At 66.6% G+C, this 18689-nt stretch carries 17 protein-coding genes; 8 read left to right on the top strand and 9 right to left on the bottom strand.

Translation table 11 applies throughout. The annotated features are described in order from the left end of the window. Positions 1-92 precede the first annotated feature (92 nt). Positions 93-2240: an immunoglobulin domain-containing protein gene (locus tag AC1Q6P_RS14545; protein ID WP_492664544.1), complete on the top strand. Its 2148-nt coding sequence runs from the start codon at positions 93-95 to the stop codon at positions 2238-2240. Between the two features lie 31 nt (positions 2241-2271). On the opposite strand, the gene bla is transcribed toward AC1Q6P_RS14545, so the two are convergent. From bla to AC1Q6P_RS14515, 6 genes are read right to left on the bottom strand one after another with little or no spacing between them, the layout of a single operon-like run. Beyond that, positions 2272-3195: a class A beta-lactamase gene (gene bla / locus AC1Q6P_RS14540; protein WP_492664545.1), complete on the bottom strand. Its 924-nt coding sequence runs from the start codon at positions 3193-3195 to the stop codon at positions 2272-2274. Further along, positions 3195-5552: a DNA topoisomerase IV subunit A gene (gene parC / locus AC1Q6P_RS14535; RefSeq protein ID WP_492664546.1), complete on the bottom strand. Its 2358-nt coding sequence runs from the start codon at positions 5550-5552 to the stop codon at positions 3195-3197. Before parC ends, bla begins: the two co-directional genes overlap by 1 nt. A gap of 12 nt (positions 5553-5564) precedes the next feature. Further along, positions 5565-6272, bottom strand: coding sequence for a lytic transglycosylase domain-containing protein (locus AC1Q6P_RS14530; RefSeq protein ID WP_492664547.1), 708 nt, complete (start codon positions 6270-6272; stop codon positions 5565-5567). After that, on the bottom strand, positions 6269-6808 hold the full coding sequence (locus tag AC1Q6P_RS14525) for a GNAT family N-acetyltransferase (protein ID WP_492664548.1): 540 nt from the start codon (positions 6806-6808) through the stop codon (positions 6269-6271). Before AC1Q6P_RS14525 ends, AC1Q6P_RS14530 begins: the two co-directional genes overlap by 4 nt. Further along, positions 6805-7839 carry a histone deacetylase family protein gene (locus AC1Q6P_RS14520; RefSeq protein ID WP_492664549.1) on the bottom strand — a complete coding sequence of 345 codons (1035 nt, stop codon included), beginning with the start codon at positions 7837-7839 and terminating at the stop codon, positions 6805-6807. Before AC1Q6P_RS14520 ends, AC1Q6P_RS14525 begins: the two co-directional genes overlap by 4 nt. 22 nt (positions 7840-7861) lie before the next feature. Next, entirely contained in the window at positions 7862-9871 is a 2010-nt protein-coding gene (locus tag AC1Q6P_RS14515) for a DNA topoisomerase IV subunit B (protein WP_492664550.1), read from the bottom strand. A gap of 87 nt (positions 9872-9958) precedes the next feature. On the opposite strand from AC1Q6P_RS14515, the gene AC1Q6P_RS14510 reads away from it, so the two are divergent. From AC1Q6P_RS14510 to AC1Q6P_RS14480, 7 genes are all read left to right on the top strand, one after another. Beyond that, positions 9959-11302: an amidohydrolase family protein gene (locus tag AC1Q6P_RS14510; RefSeq protein WP_492664551.1), complete on the top strand. Its 1344-nt coding sequence runs from the start codon at positions 9959-9961 to the stop codon at positions 11300-11302. A 43-nt stretch (positions 11303-11345) separates the two neighbouring features. Then, the gene (locus tag AC1Q6P_RS14505) at positions 11346-12581 is read left to right on the top strand and encodes an MFS transporter (RefSeq protein ID WP_492664552.1); all 1236 of its coding nucleotides are present in this window, start codon (positions 11346-11348) and stop codon (positions 12579-12581) included. After that, positions 12578-12721: a hypothetical protein gene (locus AC1Q6P_RS14500; RefSeq protein WP_171827980.1), complete on the top strand. Its 144-nt coding sequence runs from the start codon at positions 12578-12580 to the stop codon at positions 12719-12721. The genes AC1Q6P_RS14505 and AC1Q6P_RS14500 overlap by 4 nt, the downstream gene beginning before the upstream one ends. A 2-nt stretch (positions 12722-12723) precedes the next feature. Then, on the top strand, positions 12724-13284 hold the full coding sequence (locus AC1Q6P_RS14495) for a class I SAM-dependent methyltransferase (RefSeq protein WP_492664553.1): 561 nt from the start codon (positions 12724-12726) through the stop codon (positions 13282-13284). A 67-nt stretch (positions 13285-13351) separates the two neighbouring features. After that, entirely contained in the window at positions 13352-14233 is an 882-nt protein-coding gene (gene dapA, locus AC1Q6P_RS14490; RefSeq protein ID WP_492664554.1) for a 4-hydroxy-tetrahydrodipicolinate synthase, read from the top strand. A 137-nt stretch (positions 14234-14370) separates the two neighbouring features. Continuing rightward, positions 14371-15558, top strand: coding sequence for an NlpB/DapX family lipoprotein (gene bamC / locus AC1Q6P_RS14485; RefSeq protein WP_492664555.1), 1188 nt, complete (start codon positions 14371-14373; stop codon positions 15556-15558). Between the two features lie 103 nt (positions 15559-15661). Next, complete coding sequence (locus tag AC1Q6P_RS14480; RefSeq protein ID WP_492664556.1) at positions 15662-16453, top strand: MBL fold metallo-hydrolase; 792 nt, start codon at positions 15662-15664, stop codon at positions 16451-16453. A gap of 85 nt (positions 16454-16538) precedes the next feature. Here AC1Q6P_RS14480 and AC1Q6P_RS14475 read toward each other — a convergent pair whose 3' ends face one another. The 3 genes from AC1Q6P_RS14475 to AC1Q6P_RS14465 form a co-directional block, all read right to left on the bottom strand. Next, a complete protein-coding gene (locus AC1Q6P_RS14475; RefSeq protein WP_409994041.1) occupies positions 16539-16745 on the bottom strand; it encodes a hypothetical protein in 207 nt (68 codons plus the stop codon). Positions 16746-16923: 178 nt separating this feature from the next. After that, the gene (locus tag AC1Q6P_RS14470) at positions 16924-17460 is read right to left on the bottom strand and encodes a hypothetical protein (protein WP_492664557.1); all 537 of its coding nucleotides are present in this window, start codon (positions 17458-17460) and stop codon (positions 16924-16926) included. Further along, positions 17461-18606 carry a JmjC domain-containing protein gene (locus AC1Q6P_RS14465; protein ID WP_492664558.1) on the bottom strand — a complete coding sequence of 382 codons (1146 nt, stop codon included), beginning with the start codon at positions 18604-18606 and terminating at the stop codon, positions 17461-17463. It abuts the gene before it with no gap. Positions 18607-18689 lie beyond the last annotated feature (83 nt).

Genomic DNA, 18689 nt, shown 5'->3' with positions numbered 1-18689 from the left:
TCAGCCCGGCGCAGGCAGCAGCGCATGCGCCCCGCGTGCGAGGCGCCCACCTTCGTCACTGGCTTGTTCTCAAGCAGAAAGAGGAAACCCACATGAAAAAGACCTTCCGGCAATGGACGCTGTCCTTGCTGGCCGCCCTGGCGCTGAGCGCCTGTGGCGGCGGCAGCCTTCAAGACCGCCCAAGCGAAAACGCCATCAGCCCCCAAGCGAGCGACATGCCCCGTGCCAAAGCCACGGCTGCCACCGCGGGCGCGTCGGCCGCCCCCAAGCAAGGCATCGTGCTGGACGACATCGACAAGGGCAGCTTCTGCTATAGCGAGCCCATCAATTTCAGCGCCGATGTCAGTGATCTGAAATCAGCCTACCAGTCCAACAACTGGCTGCAAACCATCACCAGCGTCTACGGCCGCCGCTGGCCCAGCGGCAAGGCCCTGGCCACCGCTCAAGCCAATGATCAGTACTTCAAGGGCTTTGTCGACACCAGCAGCTTCAACAAACTGGCCGAGTCCCTGATGGTGGCCATCCACGAAGAAACCCATATGTGGGATCTGGCGGCCGAACGAACGCAATGGAACAACTACAGCTCGTCCTGGATTGACGAGCAGACGCAGTTCCTCAAGTTCAATCTCTACGACAGCGACGGTGGCTTTGCGCGCAAGGAGATCTTGAGCCTGATCACCGATGACGCTTCGTCCGAGACCGACGAGGTCTATCTCAAGAACGCCCAGCAAGGCGAGTACCACCTGCAGGGCGTCACGGCCGAGCTCAATGCCAGCTTGATGGGCCTGCCGGCGGCGGCGGCAGTCGGTGAATTCATCGACGGCATCGGTGCCAGCAACTCACGTGACCTGGCGTTGACCAACACCAGCTATCTGCAGCTGTACCTTCGCGTGGCCAAGTCCAAGCACAGCGCTTACTACAACAAGCTCAAGAGCGACCCGACGCTGCGCAAATGGGTCTTGGTGCAGTTTCTGCGCAATGCCTACCACATGAAGCAATCGGATCGCTGGGCGGCCAAGCTGGGCAGCGCCAAGGTGCCGCGCCTGATTGCGCGTGTCTATGCTGCGGAGAATCTGGCCATTCTGGAAGACTTCACCGGCTACACCCTGCCCAAGACCATCGACAGCGCCTGCATGGGCGCCGCCGGAGCACCCGTCATCAACAGCCAACCCCAGAATGTGGTGGCCAACGTCGGCCAGACGGTCAGCTTCAGCGTTCAGGCCAGTGGCTCGGGCCTGAGTTACCAGTGGCGCAAGAACGGCGTCAACCTGGGCAGCAACAGCAGCTCCGCCAGCTACATCATCAACGCGGTGCAAGCCAGCGATGCCGGCAGCTACAGCGTGCTGGTCAGCAACTCGCTGGGCTCGACCAGCAGCAATGCCGCCTCCTTGACTGTCAACCCGGGCAGCGAAATCCGCATCAGCATCACGCCGGCCTCGGTCACGCTCAGTCCCGGCGGCAGCCAGCAGTTCAGCGCCACGGTCAGCGGCAGCAGCAACACCGCCGTCACTTGGCGCGTGCTCGATACCGGCGGCGGCAGCATCAGCAGCAGCGGACGCTACACCGCACCTCAGACGGCTGGAAGCTACCGCATTCAGGCCAGCAGCGTGGCCGATGCCAGCAAGACCGCACAAGCCACCGTCACCGTCAGCGCTGCCAGCACAGCACCGGTGATCAACAGCCAACCCCAGGCCGTCAATGCCGTCGCAGGCTCCACCGCCAGCTTCTCGGTGCAAGCCAGCGGCAGCGGCCCGCTGAGCTACCAGTGGCGACGCAACGGCACAGCCCTGAGCGGCGCCACCGGCTCCAGCTACACCACCCCGGTGCTGAGCCTGGCCGACCATGGCGCCGTGTACAGCGTGGTGGTCGGCAATGCGGCTGGTTCGGTCACCAGCGCCGGCGCCACACTCAGTGTCAGCGCCGCTGGGGGCGGCACCACCGTGACCGGCTCACTCAGCGGCGCAGGCGCCAGCGCCACCGTGCCAGGCGGCAGCCCCGGCTATCTGCGAACGACAGCCCGCGGTCTTTTCAATGCCCAGCTCAGCGGCCCCGCGGGCAGCGATTTCGATCTCTACCTGTACCGCTGGAACGGCAGCAGTTGGGCCGTGGTGGCCAAGTCTGAGGGTCCGGCCTCCAGCGAAGCCTTGAGCTACACGGGCGCGGCTGGCTTCTACTATTTCCAGATCAAGTCCTATGCGGGCGGCGGCGCCTACAGCTTGACGTACAGCGCGCCCAAGTGAGTTCGCGCGCCAGCGCGGATCCGCGGCGCCTTCAGCGAGCCGCCGCCGACGACGACGGCGGCGCGCTCAGCTGGGCCAGGGCCCGCGTGGCCAGCTCGGCATGGGCGGCTTCCAGCTCAGCCAGCGGCTGGCTGGAGCCACTCATGAACACGGCCATCAAGAGGGGCGCACGGTCGGGCGGGAAAAACACCGCCACATCGTTGACCGCGCCGCGCGCACCGGTGCCGGTTTTGTCGGCCGCCGGCCAGTCTTTCGGCGCACCGGCGCGCAGGCGGCGCAAGCCGGTCTCGGAGGCATTCATCCAGACCAGCAGTTGCTGACGCAGCTCGTCCGACAAGACGCTGCCCAGGATGCGGTCCAGCAGGCCGACAAAGGCCTCGGGCGTGCTGCTGTCGCGCGGGTCACCGGGCTCATTGCTGTTGAGTGCGGGTTCGATGCGGTCCAGCCGGGTGATCACATCGCCCTGCTCGCGCGCAAAACGGGTCAGGCCCGGCGGGCCGCCGACCAGGGGCAGCAACAAATTGGCCGCCGGGTTGTCGCTGTGCACCAGGATGGCCTCGCAGAGCGCGGCCACCGTCAGCGAGGCCGATTGCGAGCCGCCTTCCAGCAAGGCGCCTGTCACCGGTGCATGCGGCACCAGATCGCGCGGGCCGTAACGCAGGCGTTGATCAGGCCGCAGCTGGCCGGCATCGATGCGTGCCAGCACCGCGGCCGCCAGCAGCAGCTTGAAGGTCGAGCACATGGCAAAGCGCTGATCGGCCCGGTAGGCCAGGCGCGCCTGGCTGCCGGTGTCGAGCGCGAAAACGCCGATCTGGCCACCGAGCCGGGCCTCAAGGGCCTGACAGGCTGCATCAAAGTCCAGCGGCTGCAAGGCCGGCGCCGCGCGCAGCCCCGCAGGCAGGCCCAGCAGCAACGAGCCACCGGCCAGGCCACGCTTCAGAAACGAGCGGCGCATCAGGGCGCCAGCACGCGCATGACCTTCTGGAAGGCCTCGACCGGCTTGCCCTTGCGGGCGCGCTTGCCGGCATAACTGGCCAGGCCCACGCCCTTGAGAGTTTCCTCCTTGGGCTTGGCGCCGCGGCCGGTGCCGATCACTTGCAGGCTTTGCGTGAAGGCGGCCACGCTGAGCAGCGCATCCTTGTCCTCCAAATCCACCAGGGTCAGGCCGCGGCCGCCCTTGGGTTGGTGCTTGAGCTCGTCCAGGCCGTAGGTCAGCAGGCGGCCGTTCAGGCTCAGGCAGGCCAGCTGCACGCCCAGCACCTCGCCGGCCGGCACCACGGCTGGCGGCAGCGGCTGCTCTGTGCCCTCCAGGCTGAGGAAGGTCTTGCCCGCTTTTTGCCGGCCGACCAGATCGCCCACCTGGGCGATCAGACCAAAGCCGCCGGTGCCGGCCAGCACCAGGCGCTGCTGGGCATTGCCGGCGAAGTAATGCGCAATCTGGCTGCCACTTTCCAGCTCGATCAAGGTGGTGATGGGCTGGCCATCGCCGCGACCGCCCGGCAGCATGGCCACCGGCACCGAGTAGACCCGGCCGTTGTTGCCGAAGACGATCAGCGGGTCCACGCTGCGGCAGGGGAAGGTGCCGTAGAGCTGGTCGCCCGACTTGAAGGCCAGGGCTGCAGGCTCGACCTCATGGCCCTTGAGTGCACGCACCCAGCCCTTCATGCTGACCACCACGGTGACCGGCTCGTCCACCACCTTGACTTCAGCGGTGGCGCGCTTTTCTTCCTGGATCAGGGTGCGGCGCTCGTCGCCGTACTGCTTGGCGTCGGCCTCGATTTCCTTGATCACGGTGCGCTTGAGCACGCTCGGGTTGGCCAGGATGTCGGCCAGCTTGGCCTCGTCCTCGCGCAGGCTCTTGAGTTCCTGCTCGATCTTGATCGCCTCCAGGCGCGCCAGCTGGCGCAGGCGGATCTCCAGAATGTCCTCGGCCTGGCGCTCGGACAGGCGGAAGCGCTCGATCAGGGCCGGCTTGGGCTCATCGGCGTTGCGGATGATGCGGATCACCTCGTCGATGTTCAGCAGCACCAGCTGCCGGCCTTCCAGCACATGGATGCGGTCGCGCACCTTGTCCAGGCGGAACTGGGTGCGGCGCTGCACCGTGGTCTGGCGGAAGCCCAGCCACTCGCTGAGGATCTGGCGCAGGCCTTTTTGCGTCGGGCGGCCGTCAGAGCCGACCATGGTCAGGTTCAGCGAGGCCGAGGTCTCCAGGCTGGTGTGGGCCAGCAAGGTGGTGATCAGGTCTTGCTGCTCGACCGTGCGGCTCTTGGGCTCAAAGACCAGACGCACAGCGGCGTCCTTGCTCGATTCATCGCGCACGCCGTCCAGCACCGCCAGCAGGCTGGCCTTGAGCTGCAGCTGTTCCTGGCTGAGTGCCTTCTTGCCGGCCTTGACCTTGGGGTTGGACAGCTCCTCGATCTCTTCCAGCACGCGCTGGGCACTGGTGCCGTGCGGCAGCTCGGTCACGACCAGCTGCCACTGGCCGCGGGCCAGGTCTTCGATCTTCCAGCGCGCGCGCAGCTTCATGCTGCCGCGGCCGCTGAGGTAGGCCGAGCGGATGTCGTCGGCCGAGCTGATCAGCTGGCCGCCGCCGGGGTAGTCCGGGCCGGGCAGCAGGGTGAAGAGTTCCTCATCACTGAGGTTCTCGTTCTTCAGCAGAGCCACCGAGGCCGCAGCAACCTCGCGCAGATTGTGGCTGGGCACCTCAGTGGCCATGCCCACGGCAATGCCGCTGGCGCCGTTGAGCAGCACGAAAGGCAGGCGGGCCGGCAGCTGGCGCGGCTCCTGGGTGGAGCCGTCGTAATTGGGTGTGAAGTCCACCGTGCCTTCGTCGATCTCGTCGAGCAGCAGGCGAGCAATCGGCGACAGCCGCGCTTCGGTGTAACGCATGGCGGCGGCGCCGTCGCCGTCGCGGCTGCCGAAATTGCCCTGGCCATCGATCAGCGGATAGCGCAGCGAGAAATCCTGGGCCATGCGCACCAGGGCGTCATAGACCGATTGGTCGCCGTGCGGGTGCAATTTACCCATCACATCGCCGACCACGCGCGCGCCCTTGACCGGCTTGGCGCCGGTGTTGCCGCTGTAGGACAGGCCCATGCGCTCCATGGTGTAGAGGATGCGGCGCTGCACCGGCTTCTGGCCGTCGCAGACATCGGGCAAGGCCCGGCCCTTGACCACGCTCAGCGCATATTCGAGGTAAGCACGCTCGGCGTAGTGGCCCAGGGTCAGGTTTTCACCGTCGCCCGCGCCGCCGCTGCCGCCGCCGCCCGAGTTCGGCGGCGGGTTGTCAAAAATGGAAGTCTGCTGGCTCATGCGGAATCGTCGTCAGGGTTCGTTCTTGTGAATCTTGAGGTGCTGGGCTTGGGCCGGCATGCTGTGTTGCAGCAGGGCCCAGTACAGCTCCAGCACCAGGTGGACATGGGCCTGGGTTTCGGCGAAAGGCGGCATGCGCCCGCTGTGGCGGCGCACCGCGCCCTCGCCGGCATTCCAGGCGGCCAGGGCCGCATCGATGCGGCCGAAGCGTTTGATCAGATCGGCCAGCATCTTGGCGCCGGTCAGGACATTGGTGCGCGGGTCGAGCAGCTGCTTCTTGCTCGCGGCATTCTTGCTGGCTGGCCCATAGCGCCGCGCCGCATCGGGCATGAGCTGCATCAGGCCGAGCGCGCCCCGCTTGGATTCAGCGTCATGCTTGTAGCCCGATTCGACCGCGATCACGGCCTTGAGCAGCTCCATGTCCACACCATGCCGGGCCGCGGCCTCGCGCAAATAGGGCTGCACCGCCTTGACCTCGGGCGCAAACTCCAGCCAGGTGAGCAGGCCCTGGCCGCCATCGCTCTTGCCCGGCACCTGGGTCTGCGCCGCCGCCTCGCGCTGCGTCTGGGCACTGCCGAGCACCAGGCTGTAGCGGCTGTCGACCTGATGGCCGGCCAGATGCGCCATGCCCTGGCCATCGATATAGCCCCAGAGCTCGGCGCGCGCCGGGGCGGCCAAGGCCATCAGCAACGCCCCCATGATCCAGAGCGAGCGGCTCAAACGCCCTCCTCGCCCAGGGCCACGCGGGCCTGGTACTCGCGGTCCAGCAAGGACATCACCACCAGGCTGTCATAGCCATCGGCGCCCTCGGTGGTGACGCGCACGCTCTCGCGCAGGCGGCCCTCTTCAACAAAGCCCTCGCTGGCGTAGAGCTTGAGCGCGCGCGTGTTCAGCGCCTTGACGTCCAGCCAGAAGCGGTGCGCCTTGAGCTGGGTGAAGGCCAGGGCCTTGAGCAGGCGCACCGCGCGCCGGCCCAGGCCCGCGCCCTTGGGGCCCAGCACGATGCGCTTGAGCTCGACCGAGCCATGCGGGTTGCGGCAGCCCTGCAGGATGACAAAACCGGCGCGCGTGGCCTCGGGCCCCGCTTCGATGATGAAGTGGCGCGAATCAGGAAAGCGCAGCGCGCCCTCGTGCTGCACCCGTTCCCAGGGCGTGATGAAGGGGCGGTTGGCGCCGTCCTGCTCGATGGAGACGACATAGTCCAGGTCCGACAACATGGTCGGACGCAGGTGCACGCGCGGCGCCGTGGTGCTCATGGCCGGGGCTCGAATCCTTGAAGCACGGCCACGACGTTGTGACCGATGGCCTCGGTGGCATAACCGCCTTCCTGCAGGAACAGGGTGCGGGCACCGAAGGCCGCCAGGCGCTGGCCCAGACGGCTGAACTCGGGTCGGTCCAGCTTGAAATGCGAGATCGGGTCGCCGCCGTAGGTGTCTACGCCCAGGGAAACAATCAGCAGCTCGGGCTCGTAAGCTTGCAGCCGTTCCAGCGCTGCCTCCAGCGCCGCGAACCAGGCCTCGTTGCTGGCACCGGCCGGCAGCGGGAAGTTGGCATTGAAGCCCAGGCCGGCGCCGGCGCCGGCCTCGTCGGCATGGCCAAGGAAGAAGGGAAACTCCGTCTGCGGGTCGCCATGCAGGCTGGCGTAGAACACGTCTGCACGGTCGTAAAAAATGGCCTGCGTGCCATTGCCGTGGTGGTAATCCACATCAAGGATGGCCACGCGCTGCAGGCCGGCATCGAGCGCCGCCTGGGCCGCCACCGCCGCGTTGTTGACGAAGCAGTAGCCGCCGAAGAAGTCCGCCCCGGCGTGGTGGCCCGGCGGGCGGGTCAGCACATAGGCGCTGCGCTCGCCGCCCAGCACCTGGTCCAGGCCGGTCAGGCTGGCTTGCGCGCCCCAGTAGGCGGCCTCCCAGCTGCCGGCGGTCAGCGGCGTGCCGCTGTCCATGGAGTAGAGGCCCATGCGGGCGGCAAAGCTGCGCGGTGCGACATCGCTGCGCAGGCTGCGCACTGGCCAGACGGCCGGGAAGGCATCGCCCTCGCCGCCCAAGGCCTGCCACTCGGCCCAGGCACCTTGCACAAAGCGCAGATAGGCCGGCGCATGGACGCGCTCCAGCGGCGCCAGACCATGGTCCACCGGCGCCACGATCTCACCGAGCTGGGCGGCCTTCACCGCGGCCAGCACATAGTCAGCCCGGGCCGGCACCTCGAAGGCCGGCACCAGGCGGCCGCGGAAGAACTCGTGCGTGGCCGCATGCGCCGCATGGCGGGCGTTGTAGACGGTTTTCATGACTTGGGCGGTCTCGGCGGGTTCAAACGTCCACTTCGACGGAGTCGCCGTGGATTTCCATCAGCTCGCGGCGCGAGGAGGCCTCGCCCTTGCCCATCAGCTTGTTGATGGCCACCTCGGTCTCGCCCAGATCGAGCGCGCCGTAGGTGACCGGGCTCAGTCGGCGGGTCTCAGGGTTGAGCGTGGTGTCCCAGAGCTGCTCGGCACTCATCTCGCCCAGGCCCTTGAAGCGGCTGATGCTCCAGCTGCCTTCGCGGGCGCCTTCCTTGCGCAGCTTGTCCAGGGTGGCGCTGAGCTCACCCTCATCCAGCGCGTAGATCTTGGCGGCCGGCTTTTTGCCGCGCGCCGGCGCGTCGACGCGGTAGAGCGGCGGGCGCGCCACAAAGATGTGGCCGGTCTCGATCAGCTTGGGGAAGTGGCGGAAGAACAGGGTCAGCAGCAGCACCTGGATGTGCGAGCCGTCCACGTCCGCATCGGACAGGATGCAGATCTTGCCGTAGCGCAGGCCGCTCAGATCAGGCTCGTCGTTCTTGCCATGCGGGTCCACGCCCAGGGCCACCGAGATGTCATGGATCTCGTTGTTGGCGAACAGGCGGTCGCGCTCGACCTCCCAGGTGTTCAAGACCTTGCCGCGCAGCGGCAGCACGGCTTGGGTTTCCTTGTTGCGGCCCATCTTGGCGCTGCCGCCAGCCGAATCACCCTCGACCAGAAAGACTTCGTTGTGCAGCAGATCGCGGCTTTCGCAATCGGTCAGCTTGCCCGGCAGCACGGCCACACCCGAGCCCTTGCGCTTCTCGACCTTTTGCGAGGCGCGCTGGCGGGTTTGGGCCTGCTTGATGACCAGCTCGGCCAGCTTCTTGCCGAACTCCACATGCTGGTTCAGCCACAGCTCCAGGCCCGGCTTCACATAGGTCGACACCAGGCGCAGCGCATCGCGGCTGTTCAGGCGCTCCTTGGTCTGGCCCTGGAACTGCGGGTCCAGCACCTTGGCCGAGAGCACGAAGGAGGCACGCGAGAACACATCGTCCGGCATCAGCTTGACGCCCTTGGGCAGCAGGCTGTGCAGCTCGATGAAGCTCTTGATGGCGCCGAACAGGCCGTCTTTCAGGCCTGACTCGTGCGTGCCGCCGGCCACCGTGGGAATCAGGTTGACATAGCTCTCGCGCATGGTCTGGCCTTCTTCGGTGAAGGCCACGCACCACGCAGCGCCCTCGCCTTCGGCGAAGTTCTCGGTCTCGCTGCGGCCGGCGTACTGCTCGCCTTCGAACAGCGGGATCAGCGGATCGGCCGTCAGGGTCTGCTGCAGGTAGTCGCGCAAGCCGCCCTTGTAGGACCAGGTCTGCACATCGCCGGTTTTCTCATTCGTCAGCGTGACGATGACGCCCGGCATCAGCACGGCCTTGCTGCGCAGCAGATGGACCAGCTCGTTCTTGGGCAGCTCGGCGCTTTCGAAATACTTCGCATCGGGCCAGACGCGCACGGTCGTGCCCTGCTTGCGGTCGCCGCGCTCGGCTTTGCGGGCCGTGACCGGCTCGACCACATCGCCGTTCTCGAACGCGAGGCTGGCCACTTCGCCGCCGCGCCAGACCGTCACCTCCAGGCGCTTGGCCAGGGCATTGGTGACGCTGACGCCGACGCCGTGCAGGCCGCCCGAGAAGCTGTAGGCGCCGCCCGAGCCCTTGTCGAACTTGCCGCCGGCATGCAGGCGGGTGAAGACGATCTCGACCACGGGCACACCCTCTTCGGGGTGCAGGCCGAAGGGGATGCCGCGGCCGTCGTCGGCGATGGAGATGGAGCCGTCGCTGTGCTGGATCAGGTCGATGCGCTTGCCGAAACCGGCCAGGGCCTCGTCGGCCGCGTTGTCAATGACCTCCTGGATGGTGTGCAGGGGGTTGTCGGTCCGGGTGTACATGCCCGGGCGCTGCTTGACCGGCTCCAGGCCTTTGAGCACGCGGATCGAGCCCTCGCCATAGCTGCCGGGCGTGGCGGAGGGGGAATTGGGAGTGGAGGAGGAGGAAGCTTTGGTGGCCATGGGGGCGGATTCTAGGGTTTGCCTGGGAGGCGCCCGGCAAAACGGGCTTGAGGTGTGCACTCTCAAACTCGCTACCATGCCCGGCCTATGCCCGCATTTGCCCTCGCCTTGTTCTTCACTTCTCCCCGCCCCCTGCCTCGCCCGGCCGGCGCCGGCGCGGCCGCCCTGGCTCTCGCACTCTTCGCCGCACCCAGCTCGGCCCAGCCGCCCATCGCCGACGAGCTGCGCCCCGGCGCTTCGGTGACCATGGAGCTGAAAAACGCCGAGTGGTTCGACGGCCAGGGCTTCCGCAGCGGCACGCTCTACGTCAAAGACGGCAAATTCACCAGCCAGAAGATCAAAAAAGCCCAGCGGCGCATGAACCTCAAGGGTCAGTTCCTGATCCCGCCCCTGGCCGACGCCCACAACCACAATCTGCAAAACGCCTGGGCCTGGGGCCGCTACGGCCAGGGCTATCTGCGCGACGGCGTGTTCTACGCCCTGATGCAATGCGCCGAGCCCAAGGGCGCCGGGGCCGTGCGCCCCCTGGCCGCCGCGGGCGCCCAGGCGGCCGGGCCGGAGCTGGTGTTCGTGACCGCCTGCATCACCTCGTCTGACGGCCAGCCCCTGGCCCAACTGCTGGCTGAAGACCCGAATTCTCCGGGGCTCAAACCCAAGCCCGAGGACCACATCGACAAAACCGTGCTGGTCATGGACAGCCTGGAACAGGTCGAAAAGAAATGGCCCCTGGTGCAGGCGCGCAAGAGCGAGGCGCTCAAGCTCATGCTCAGCCGCTCGGAAAGCCCTGAGCTCCATGCCGACCCCAAGCAGTTCGGCCGCCTGGGCCTGAAGCCTGAGCTGCCAGCCGCCATCGCCAAAAAAGCCTTGCAAGACCGCCTGCTGGTGATTGCCCAGGCCGACACGGCGGCGGACTTCAACATCGCCGTGCAGGCCGGCGCGCACTGGATCGCCCGCCTGCCCGGCCTCTACTTCTTTGAAGGCACGGGCGCCGAGACCTACCGCATCAGCCCCGAGATGGCCGCCGAGGCCGCCCGCCGCAAGGTCGCCGTCATCACCGCCACCGCGGCCAGCGAGCTGTTCCGCATGTCGCCTGAGCAGCTGACCAAGGTGCGCGCCCAGCAGGCCGACAATCTGCGCACCCTGCAGGCGGCCGGCGTGCCTTTGCTGATCGGCTCGGATCTGTTCCATGGCTCCGTGCTGGGCGAGCTGCGCAACCTGGACCGCCTGGGCGTGATCGGCCGCCCGCAGCTGCTCAAGATGGCCACCATCACCACGCCCCATGTGCTCTTTCCCAAGCGCCGCCTGGGTTGCTTCGAACCGGGCTGCGAAGCCAGCTTCCTGCTGCTGCCCGCCAATCCGATTCAGGATCTGGACGCGCTGAGCAAGATCCAGATGCGGGTGCGACAGGGCCGAGTGCTGGGCGCAGGCTGACCCCAGGCCCCGCAGGGTGGGCTGCTTTGGTTAAAGTCCACGGATGAACGCCAGCATCACGCCACCGGCCGCGCCGCGCCTGTCCATGTTCCAGGTGCTGCTCTGCGGCGCCATGATCGTGACCCTGTCCATGGGCATACGCCACGGCTTCGGCCTGTGGCTGCAACCCATCACCATGGACCGGGGCTGGACGCGCGAGACCTTTGCTTTCGCTCTGGCCGTGCAGAACATCGCCTGGGGCGTGGCCGGGCCCTTTGCCGGCATGTTGGCCGACCGCTTCGGCCCGTTCCGCGTGCTGGCCGTGGGTGGCCTGCTTTACGCCCTGGGTTTGGTGCTGATGGCACTGTCGACTTCGGGTCTGGCCTTCACCGGCAGCGCGGGGCTTTTGATCGGCATTGCCCAATCGGGCACCACTTACGCGGTGATCTACGGCGTGATCGGCCGCAATGTGCCGGCCGAGAAGCGCTCCTGGGCCATGGGTGTGGCAGCGGCTGCGGGCTCCTTCGGCCAATTCCTGATGGTGCCGGTGGAGAACTGGCTGATTGCCTCGACCGGCTGGCAGAACGCGCTGTTCATCCTCGCCTGTGCCGCCCTGATCATCCTGCCACTGGCCCTGGGCCTGCGCGAGCCGCAGGTCGCCAAGCCGGTGCACAGCCATTCGCAGAGCATCGTTCAGGCCTTGCGCGAAGCCTTCGGCTACCGCAGCTTCCAGCTGCTGATGGCCGGCTACTTCGTCTGCGGTTTCCAGGTCGTGTTCATCGGCGTGCACATGCCCAGCTACCTCAAGGACCAGGGCCTGTCGCCCCAGGTGGCCACTTATGCCCTGGCCCTGATCGGCCTCTTCAATGTATTTGGCACCTACGGGGCCGGCGTGCTGGGCCAGCGCTATCCCAAGCGCTACCTGCTCTCGGCCATCTACGGCCTGCGCTCGGTGGCCATCGTCACCTTCCTACTGACGCCGCTGACGCCGATGTCGGTCTACATCTTCTCGGCGGTGATGGGCGTGCTGTGGCTGTCGACCGTGCCGCCGACCAATGCGGTGCTGGCGCAGATCTTCGGCGTGCAGCACATGTCCATGCTCAGCGGTTTCGTGTTCCTGAGCCACCAGGTGGGCAGCTTCCTGGGCGTCTGGCTGGGCGGCAAGCTCTACGACAGCACGGGCAGCTACGACATGGTCTGGTGGCTGGCCGTGGCCCTGGGCGTGGCGGCGGCTCTGGTGAACCTGCCGGTGCGTGAAGGCCCGATCTTGCGCGGCGAGCCGCGCCCTCAAACCGCATGAATCCGACCCAGCTTTCCACCAAGATCAAGCCGGCGCTTCGCTGGGCGCTGATCCTGCTGGTGCTGGGCCTGGTGTTTCTGGCCTACCTGCAGCCGGCGCTGATGGTGCAGCTGTCCGAGCAACTCTGGGCCTGCTTCTGAACATGGGGGCTGAGGTGTCGCCCTGGCTGCGCCGCTGGACGCAGGCTCAAATCGCTGGTGCCACGGCCCTGGATCTGGCCTGCGGCTCCGGCCGCCACCTGCACTATCTGGCCGCCCAAGGCATGAAGGTCTGCGGCGTCGACCGGGATGCAGCGGCACTCGCCGCCTCTGAAGGCTTGGCAGCGGAGCTGATCTGCGCCGACATCGAGAACGGCCCCTGGCCGCTGAGCGGCCGGCAGTTCGACCTGGTGCTGGTCAGCAACTACCTGTGGCGGCCGCTGTTCCCACAGATCCGTGCGGCCGTGGCGCCCGGCGGTTGGCTGATCTACGAAACCTTTGCCCTCGGCCAGCACACCATCGGCCGCCCGGCGCGGCCGGATTTTCTGCTTCAGCCCGGTGAACTGCTGAGCCTGTGCCAGGGCTTGCGCATCGTCGCGTTTGAAGATGGCTTTGAAAAAGGCCGCGAGGGCGTCAACCCGCGCTATGTCCAGCGCGTTGCCGCTGTTTGCGAAGCGCCGAGCGCCACTGCGGGCACTGTTTTTCAGGCCTATGCACTCGATTGAGTCGCCCGGCCCCGAGCGCACACGCGCCGCTGAGTAGAATCCACCGCATCACATAGGACATTCCTCCATGAACCCGATTGTTGGCAGCATCGTTGCGCTCGTGACGCCGATGCAAGAAGACGGCAGCGTTGACTACCCGGCCCTGCGCGGCCTGATCGACTGGCACATCGCCGAAGGCACCGACTGCATCTGTGTCGTCGGCACGACCGGCGAGTCCCCCACGGTCAGCATGGAAGAGAACCGCCAGATCATCCAGGCGGCCGTCGAGCATGCTCGTGGCCGCGTGCCCATCATGGCCGGCACCGGCGCCAACAGCACCTCGGAAGCGATCGAGCTGAGCCGTTTCGCCAAGGAAGTCGGCGCCGACTGCACCCTGTCGGTCGTGCCCTACTACAACAAGCCCTCGCAAGAAGGCATCTACCAGCATTACAAGGCCATCGCCGAGGCCGTCGACATCCCCATGATGTTGTACAACGTGCCCGGTCGCACCGTGGCCGATATGGCCCCCGAAACGACCTTGCGCTGCGCCGGCCTGCCGGGAGTCTTCGGCGTCAAGGAAGCGACCGGCAATATCGAGCGCGCAGCCCAGCTGATCAAGGCCGCCCCCACGGGTTTCCACATCTACTCGGGCGACGACGGCACGGCCATCGCCCTGATGCTGCTGGGCGGCAGCGGCAATGTCAGCGTGACCGCCAATGTGGCGCCGCGCGCCATGCACGAGCTGTGCAAGGCGGCTCTGGCCGGCAATATCGCGGAGGCCCGCCGCATTCACTTCCAGCTGCTGAGCCTGCACAAGCATTTGTTCTGCGAACCCAGCCCCTCAGCCGCCAAATGGGCGCTGTCGCAGCTGGGCCGAATCAAGAACCAGCTGCGCCTGCCCATCGTGCCGCTGACCGAAGCCGGTCAGGCCCAGGTTGGCGCCGCCATGCGCGAAGCCGGCCTGTTCTGAACCGACGCGGCGCGCGATTTGCCTTGATCACCGTTTCCAGTCTGCTCTAATCCGCACCAGCTTTGCACGCCATCCGCCCCTCGGGGCCGGCTCGCAGGGTTCAACCATCGCTCCCTTGTCCCCCGGAGATGTCTAGCGTGACTCGTTCCTCCTCTTTTGTTTCTTCCTCGGCCACTCCGGTGCGCCTGGCCTGCCTGCTCATGCTGGGTTCGCTGGCCGCCTGCAGCACGACGGACGGCATATTTTCCTCGGACAAGGTCGATTACCGCGCCAACGCCCGCCAGACTGCCGGCCTGGACGTGCCGCCGGACCTGACCCAGCTGGCCCGTGACAGCCGCAGCGGCAACGCCAGCGGCTCGGTCAGCGCCAATGCCTTGCAGCAAGCCAATGCCGCCCCCAAGGTCAGCACCAGCGGCCTGAGCCCGGCCAACACCGTGGCTCTGAACGCGATCGGTGATTTGCGCCTCGAGCGCAACGCCGACACCCGCTGGCTGCGCAGCTCGCTGACGCCCGAGCAACTCTGGCCCCAGCTGCGCGAGTTCTGGCAACAACGCGGCTTCGAGCTGACCAAGGACGCCGCCGAAGTCGGCGTCATGGAAACCAACTGGAACGAAAACCGCGCCAAGCTGCCGCAGGACATCATCCGCTCCACCATCGGCAAGGTCTTCGACGGCCTGTACTCGACCGGTGAACGCGATATGTTCCGCACCCGCATCGAGCGCACGGCCGACGGCAAGGGCACCGAGATCTTCATCAGCCACCGCGGCATGGTCGAGGTCTACACCGGCCCGCAAAAAGACAACACCGCCTGGCAACCTCGCCCCAGCGACCCACAGCTGGAAGCCGAATTGCTGTCCCGCCTGATGCTCAAGCTGGGCGCCAAGGAAGAGTTGGCCAAGGCCGTTGTGGCCGATGTGCCGGCCGCCGCGCAGGGCAAGAGCACTGCGCCGACCGCCGTCATCGCCGCGGGTCGCCCGCTGTCGGAAGTGCCGGACGCCATCGCCGTCAACGAGGGCTTCGAGCGCGCCTGGCGCCGCGTGGGCCAGTCTCTGGATCGCCATGGCTTCACCGTGGAAGACCGCGACCGCAAGCTGGGCCTGTTCTTCCTGCGTTATGCCGACCCGAACCAGGCCGGCAAGGAAGAGCCCAACTTCTTCGAGCGCCTGTTCAGCGGCGACAAGGCCACCACAGCCACCCGCTACCGCGTGTCGGTCAAGTCGGAAGGCGAGAAGTCAACCGTCACCGTGCTGGACGACAAGGGCCAGCAGCAGACCAACGAGATCGCCAAGCGCATCCTCAATCTGCTGATGGACGATCTGCGCTGATCCGAGCCACCCGGCTCCTCGGCATGAGCGCCGCCACCCCATCGGGTGGGCGGCGTTTTTTCTGAGCCGAGAGCTTTCTAGCCAAACACGGAGTGATCAAGGCATGCGTTTTTGCAGCCTGGGCAGCGGCAGCGGCGGCAATGCCACGCTGATCGAAGCCAGCCAGGGCATCACCCAGACGCAAATCCTAGTGGACTGCGGCTTCAGCCTGCGCGAGCTGAGCCGGCGCCTGCTGCGCGCCGGCAGCGACCCCGAGGCCCTGAGCGCCGTCTTCATCACCCACGAGCACGGCGATCATGCCGGCTGCGTGATCAAGCTGGCGCAGGCGCACCGCATCCCGATCTGGACCAGCCGCGGCACCTGGAGCGCGATCGAGCGGCGTGCCGCCGATCTGACGGGCTTTGACCGCAAGCTGCTGCATTTCACGCGCAGCGGCGACACCCTGGAACTGGGCGACCTGCAGCTGCAGCCCTTTGCCGTGCCACACGATGCCGAGGAGCCGCTGCAATTGCGCTGCAACGACGGTTTGAAGCATCTGGGTGTGCTCACCGACCTCGGCAATGTCTGCGCCAGCGTGATCAAGGCGCTGCAAGGCCTGGACGCCCTGCTGCTCGAATGCAACCACGACGAGGCGCTGCTGCGCGCCTCCAACTACCCGGCCAGCCTCAAACGCCGCATCCTCGGCACCCACGGCCACCTCTCCAACGAGGCCAGTGCCGAGTTGCTGAATGCACTGCTGCACCCAAAGCTCGGCCCGGTCGCCGCCGCCCATCTGAGCGAGCGCAACAACCGCCCCGACCTGGCTGCCGCCGCGGTGGCGGCGGTACGCGACTGCCGCCCCGAAGACGTGCCCGTGGCCTCACAAGCCGAGGGCCTGGACTGGATCACGGTCTAGGAGACCGCCTTTTTCGAAAACGACAGACGTAAAAAAACCGCCGGGCCTTGCGGCCGGGCGGTTCTTTCAAGTACTCGGAGACCGATTACTTGCTGGCAGCAGCCGAAGCGGCGTCAGCAGCGGCAGGAGCCGATGCGTCAGCAGCGGGAGCCGAAGCTTCCACAGCGGGAGCCGAAGCAGGAGCCGAAGCTTCCACAGCGGGAGCGGCCACGGGAGCGGCTTCTTCCTTCTTGCCGCAAGCGGTCAGAGCAACAGCAGCCAGCACAGCAGCCAACAGGATCGACTTGTTCATACTTGTCCTCAAAATTCGTTAAACGAAGATGCAATTACCGGTAATTTTTTGAAGCCACTCAATGTCGCCTTCGCTTTTCAGCGCCGCGGCATCGGAAACTTCGGCATGACAAGGCGAGGAAAACCTCGAGCGCTTTCTTCACCTAGCCCTTAATTATAGCCATTGCTTTTGGCATCTTTTACAGGCCCAGGGTGGTCGATGCAAAGCTTTCGTAAGAATGTTGTGCGATCACGTCAAACCAATCCTTCCATCGCACAAATTCCGGAGCCTCGAAAGACACACTGCCGCGCCAGTTGCGCGTACTCATCAAGCGCAGCGTGATCTGAGTCGTGGGTGAACGGGCCCAGAACAGCGCCGCCGGCCCACCCGGCCCGACCGCCGCCATGGCCTCCGGCTCGAAGGCCCGAGCCTGCACCGCATGGCCATAACGCCCACGCCAAGCGACAAATCGCGGATGGGCACGCCGCACACCGTCGAACTGAGGCGCCAGCAAATGCAGGCGGCGGCTGGCGGGTGCGGCCCGAACCCAGTCGCTCAGCAGGTCCAGCAGCCCAGCCTCTGACCAGGGCCAAACGCTGAAATCCGGATCGAAGGCGCCGAGCTCGGTGCAGCCCTGCGCACAGGCTTGCTCGATTGCGAGCCGCAAGGCCTGCTGAAACTCGGCCCGGCCGGTGAATTCACCGGCTTGCAGTTCGGGTGCGGGCGGCGTTGCCAATCAAGCCTCCGCATGGTCACCTGAATTCGCGGCCCGCACCCAGCCATCTTCGGCCCACAGATCCAGCAGCTCGCGCGCATCGGCCGAAAGCTGGCCCAGCTGCTTGGCGCTGAGCTCGCGCTGGTCGGCGAAGGCACGCATCAAGCGGGCATCACGGCCACCTGCACGGAAGGACTCGCCGTTGATGAAGACATGGGCCGCGTCGTACATCATGCGGCTGCGCCGGTCCAGGCGCGCGCCGGCGCCCGCGGGCAGCGGCTCGCCCGGCTCGAACCAGACGCGCGGCTTGGGTTCGGTCAGCGCCTCGCCCAAGGCACGCTCCAGAGCCAGGGGTTCGCGCAGCGCGCGCTCCACGGCGTCGCGGGAGAAATCCAGCAGCTGCTGCGGCACCAAGCCCGGCGCCTCGGTGGCCGGCTGCTTGGGATCGGCGTACATGCGGTTGGCATAACTCTTGGAGTCATCGTCCATCAAGCGCTGCAGCAACTCGCGCGCCAGCTCGGCACGCCAGGGCGTGCGGAAACCCACCGAGCAGGTCATGCACTCGCCGATGGCAATGCCGTCGTGGGCCCAGCCGGGCGGCAGGTAGAGCATGTCACCGGCTTCCAGTACGAACTCTTCTTCTGGCTCAAAGTCTGCCAGCAGCTTGACCGGCACGCCTTCGCACAGCGCACCGGTGGTCGCCACGCCCTGACGGCCGATGCGCCAGCGACGGTGACCATGAACCTGGATCAAAAAGACATCGTAGGAATCGAAATGCGGGCCGACACCGCCGCCGTCGCTGGCGTAGGAAATCATCAAATCGTCGAGACGCGCCTCGGGCACAAAGCGGAATTGGGCCAGCAGCTCATGCGCCGCCTGCACATGAAGATCCAGGCCCTGGACCAGCAGGGTCCAGCCCGGCTTGCTGAAGGGCGGCAGCTTGGCCACCGGTCCTTGCTTGAGCGCCCACTTGCCATTGAACTGAGAGACCAGGCGCGACTCCACATCCTCGCTGGCGGCCAGCGCGGCCAGCTCGCTGCGCGAGGCCGGCGGGCGGATGCCCGGCAGCGCCTGGCGGACCAGCAGCGGCTTCTTCTGCCAGTGGCGACGCATGAATTGTTCGGGGCTGAGGCCGCCCAGCAGCGGAAGTTTGGCTTGGATGTTCATGCCCGCATTGTCGCCTGTGGCCGCAACCCACGCGTCCCGGAAACGGGACGCGGGACGCAGTCCTCGTCCCAATTTCGCCATGG

This window comes from Roseateles sp. GW835-FHT13E02, assembly GCF_058794035.1.
This window is presented reverse-complemented; position numbering and strand designations above follow the sequence as displayed.

Coding starts and splice junctions, on each gene's coding strand:
- AC1Q6P_RS14545 (WP_492664544.1), top strand. CDS start 93: ATGAAAAAGACCTTCCGGCAATGGACGCTGTCCTTGCTGGCCGCCCTG.
- bla (WP_492664545.1), bottom strand. CDS start 3,195: ATGCGCCGCTCGTTTCTGAAGCGTGGCCTGGCCGGTGGCTCGTTGCTG.
- parC (WP_492664546.1), bottom strand. CDS start 5,552: ATGAGCCAGCAGACTTCCATTTTTGACAACCCGCCGCCGAACTCGGGC.
- AC1Q6P_RS14525 (WP_492664548.1), bottom strand. CDS start 6,808: ATGAGCACCACGGCGCCGCGCGTGCACCTGCGTCCGACCATGTTGTCG.
- AC1Q6P_RS14520 (WP_492664549.1), bottom strand. CDS start 7,839: ATGAAAACCGTCTACAACGCCCGCCATGCGGCGCATGCGGCCACGCAC.
- AC1Q6P_RS14515 (WP_492664550.1), bottom strand. CDS start 9,871: ATGGCCACCAAAGCTTCCTCCTCCTCCACTCCCAATTCCCCCTCCGCC.
- AC1Q6P_RS14510 (WP_492664551.1), top strand. CDS start 9,959: ATGCCCGCATTTGCCCTCGCCTTGTTCTTCACTTCTCCCCGCCCCCTG.
- AC1Q6P_RS14505 (WP_492664552.1), top strand. CDS start 11,346: ATGAACGCCAGCATCACGCCACCGGCCGCGCCGCGCCTGTCCATGTTC.
- AC1Q6P_RS14500 (WP_171827980.1), top strand. CDS start 12,578: ATGAATCCGACCCAGCTTTCCACCAAGATCAAGCCGGCGCTTCGCTGG.
- AC1Q6P_RS14495 (WP_492664553.1), top strand. CDS start 12,724: ATGGGGGCTGAGGTGTCGCCCTGGCTGCGCCGCTGGACGCAGGCTCAA.
- dapA (WP_492664554.1), top strand. CDS start 13,352: ATGAACCCGATTGTTGGCAGCATCGTTGCGCTCGTGACGCCGATGCAA.
- AC1Q6P_RS14480 (WP_492664556.1), top strand. CDS start 15,662: ATGCGTTTTTGCAGCCTGGGCAGCGGCAGCGGCGGCAATGCCACGCTG.
- AC1Q6P_RS14475 (WP_409994041.1), bottom strand. CDS start 16,745: ATGAACAAGTCGATCCTGTTGGCTGCTGTGCTGGCTGCTGTTGCTCTG.
- AC1Q6P_RS14465 (WP_492664558.1), bottom strand. CDS start 18,606: ATGAACATCCAAGCCAAACTTCCGCTGCTGGGCGGCCTCAGCCCCGAA.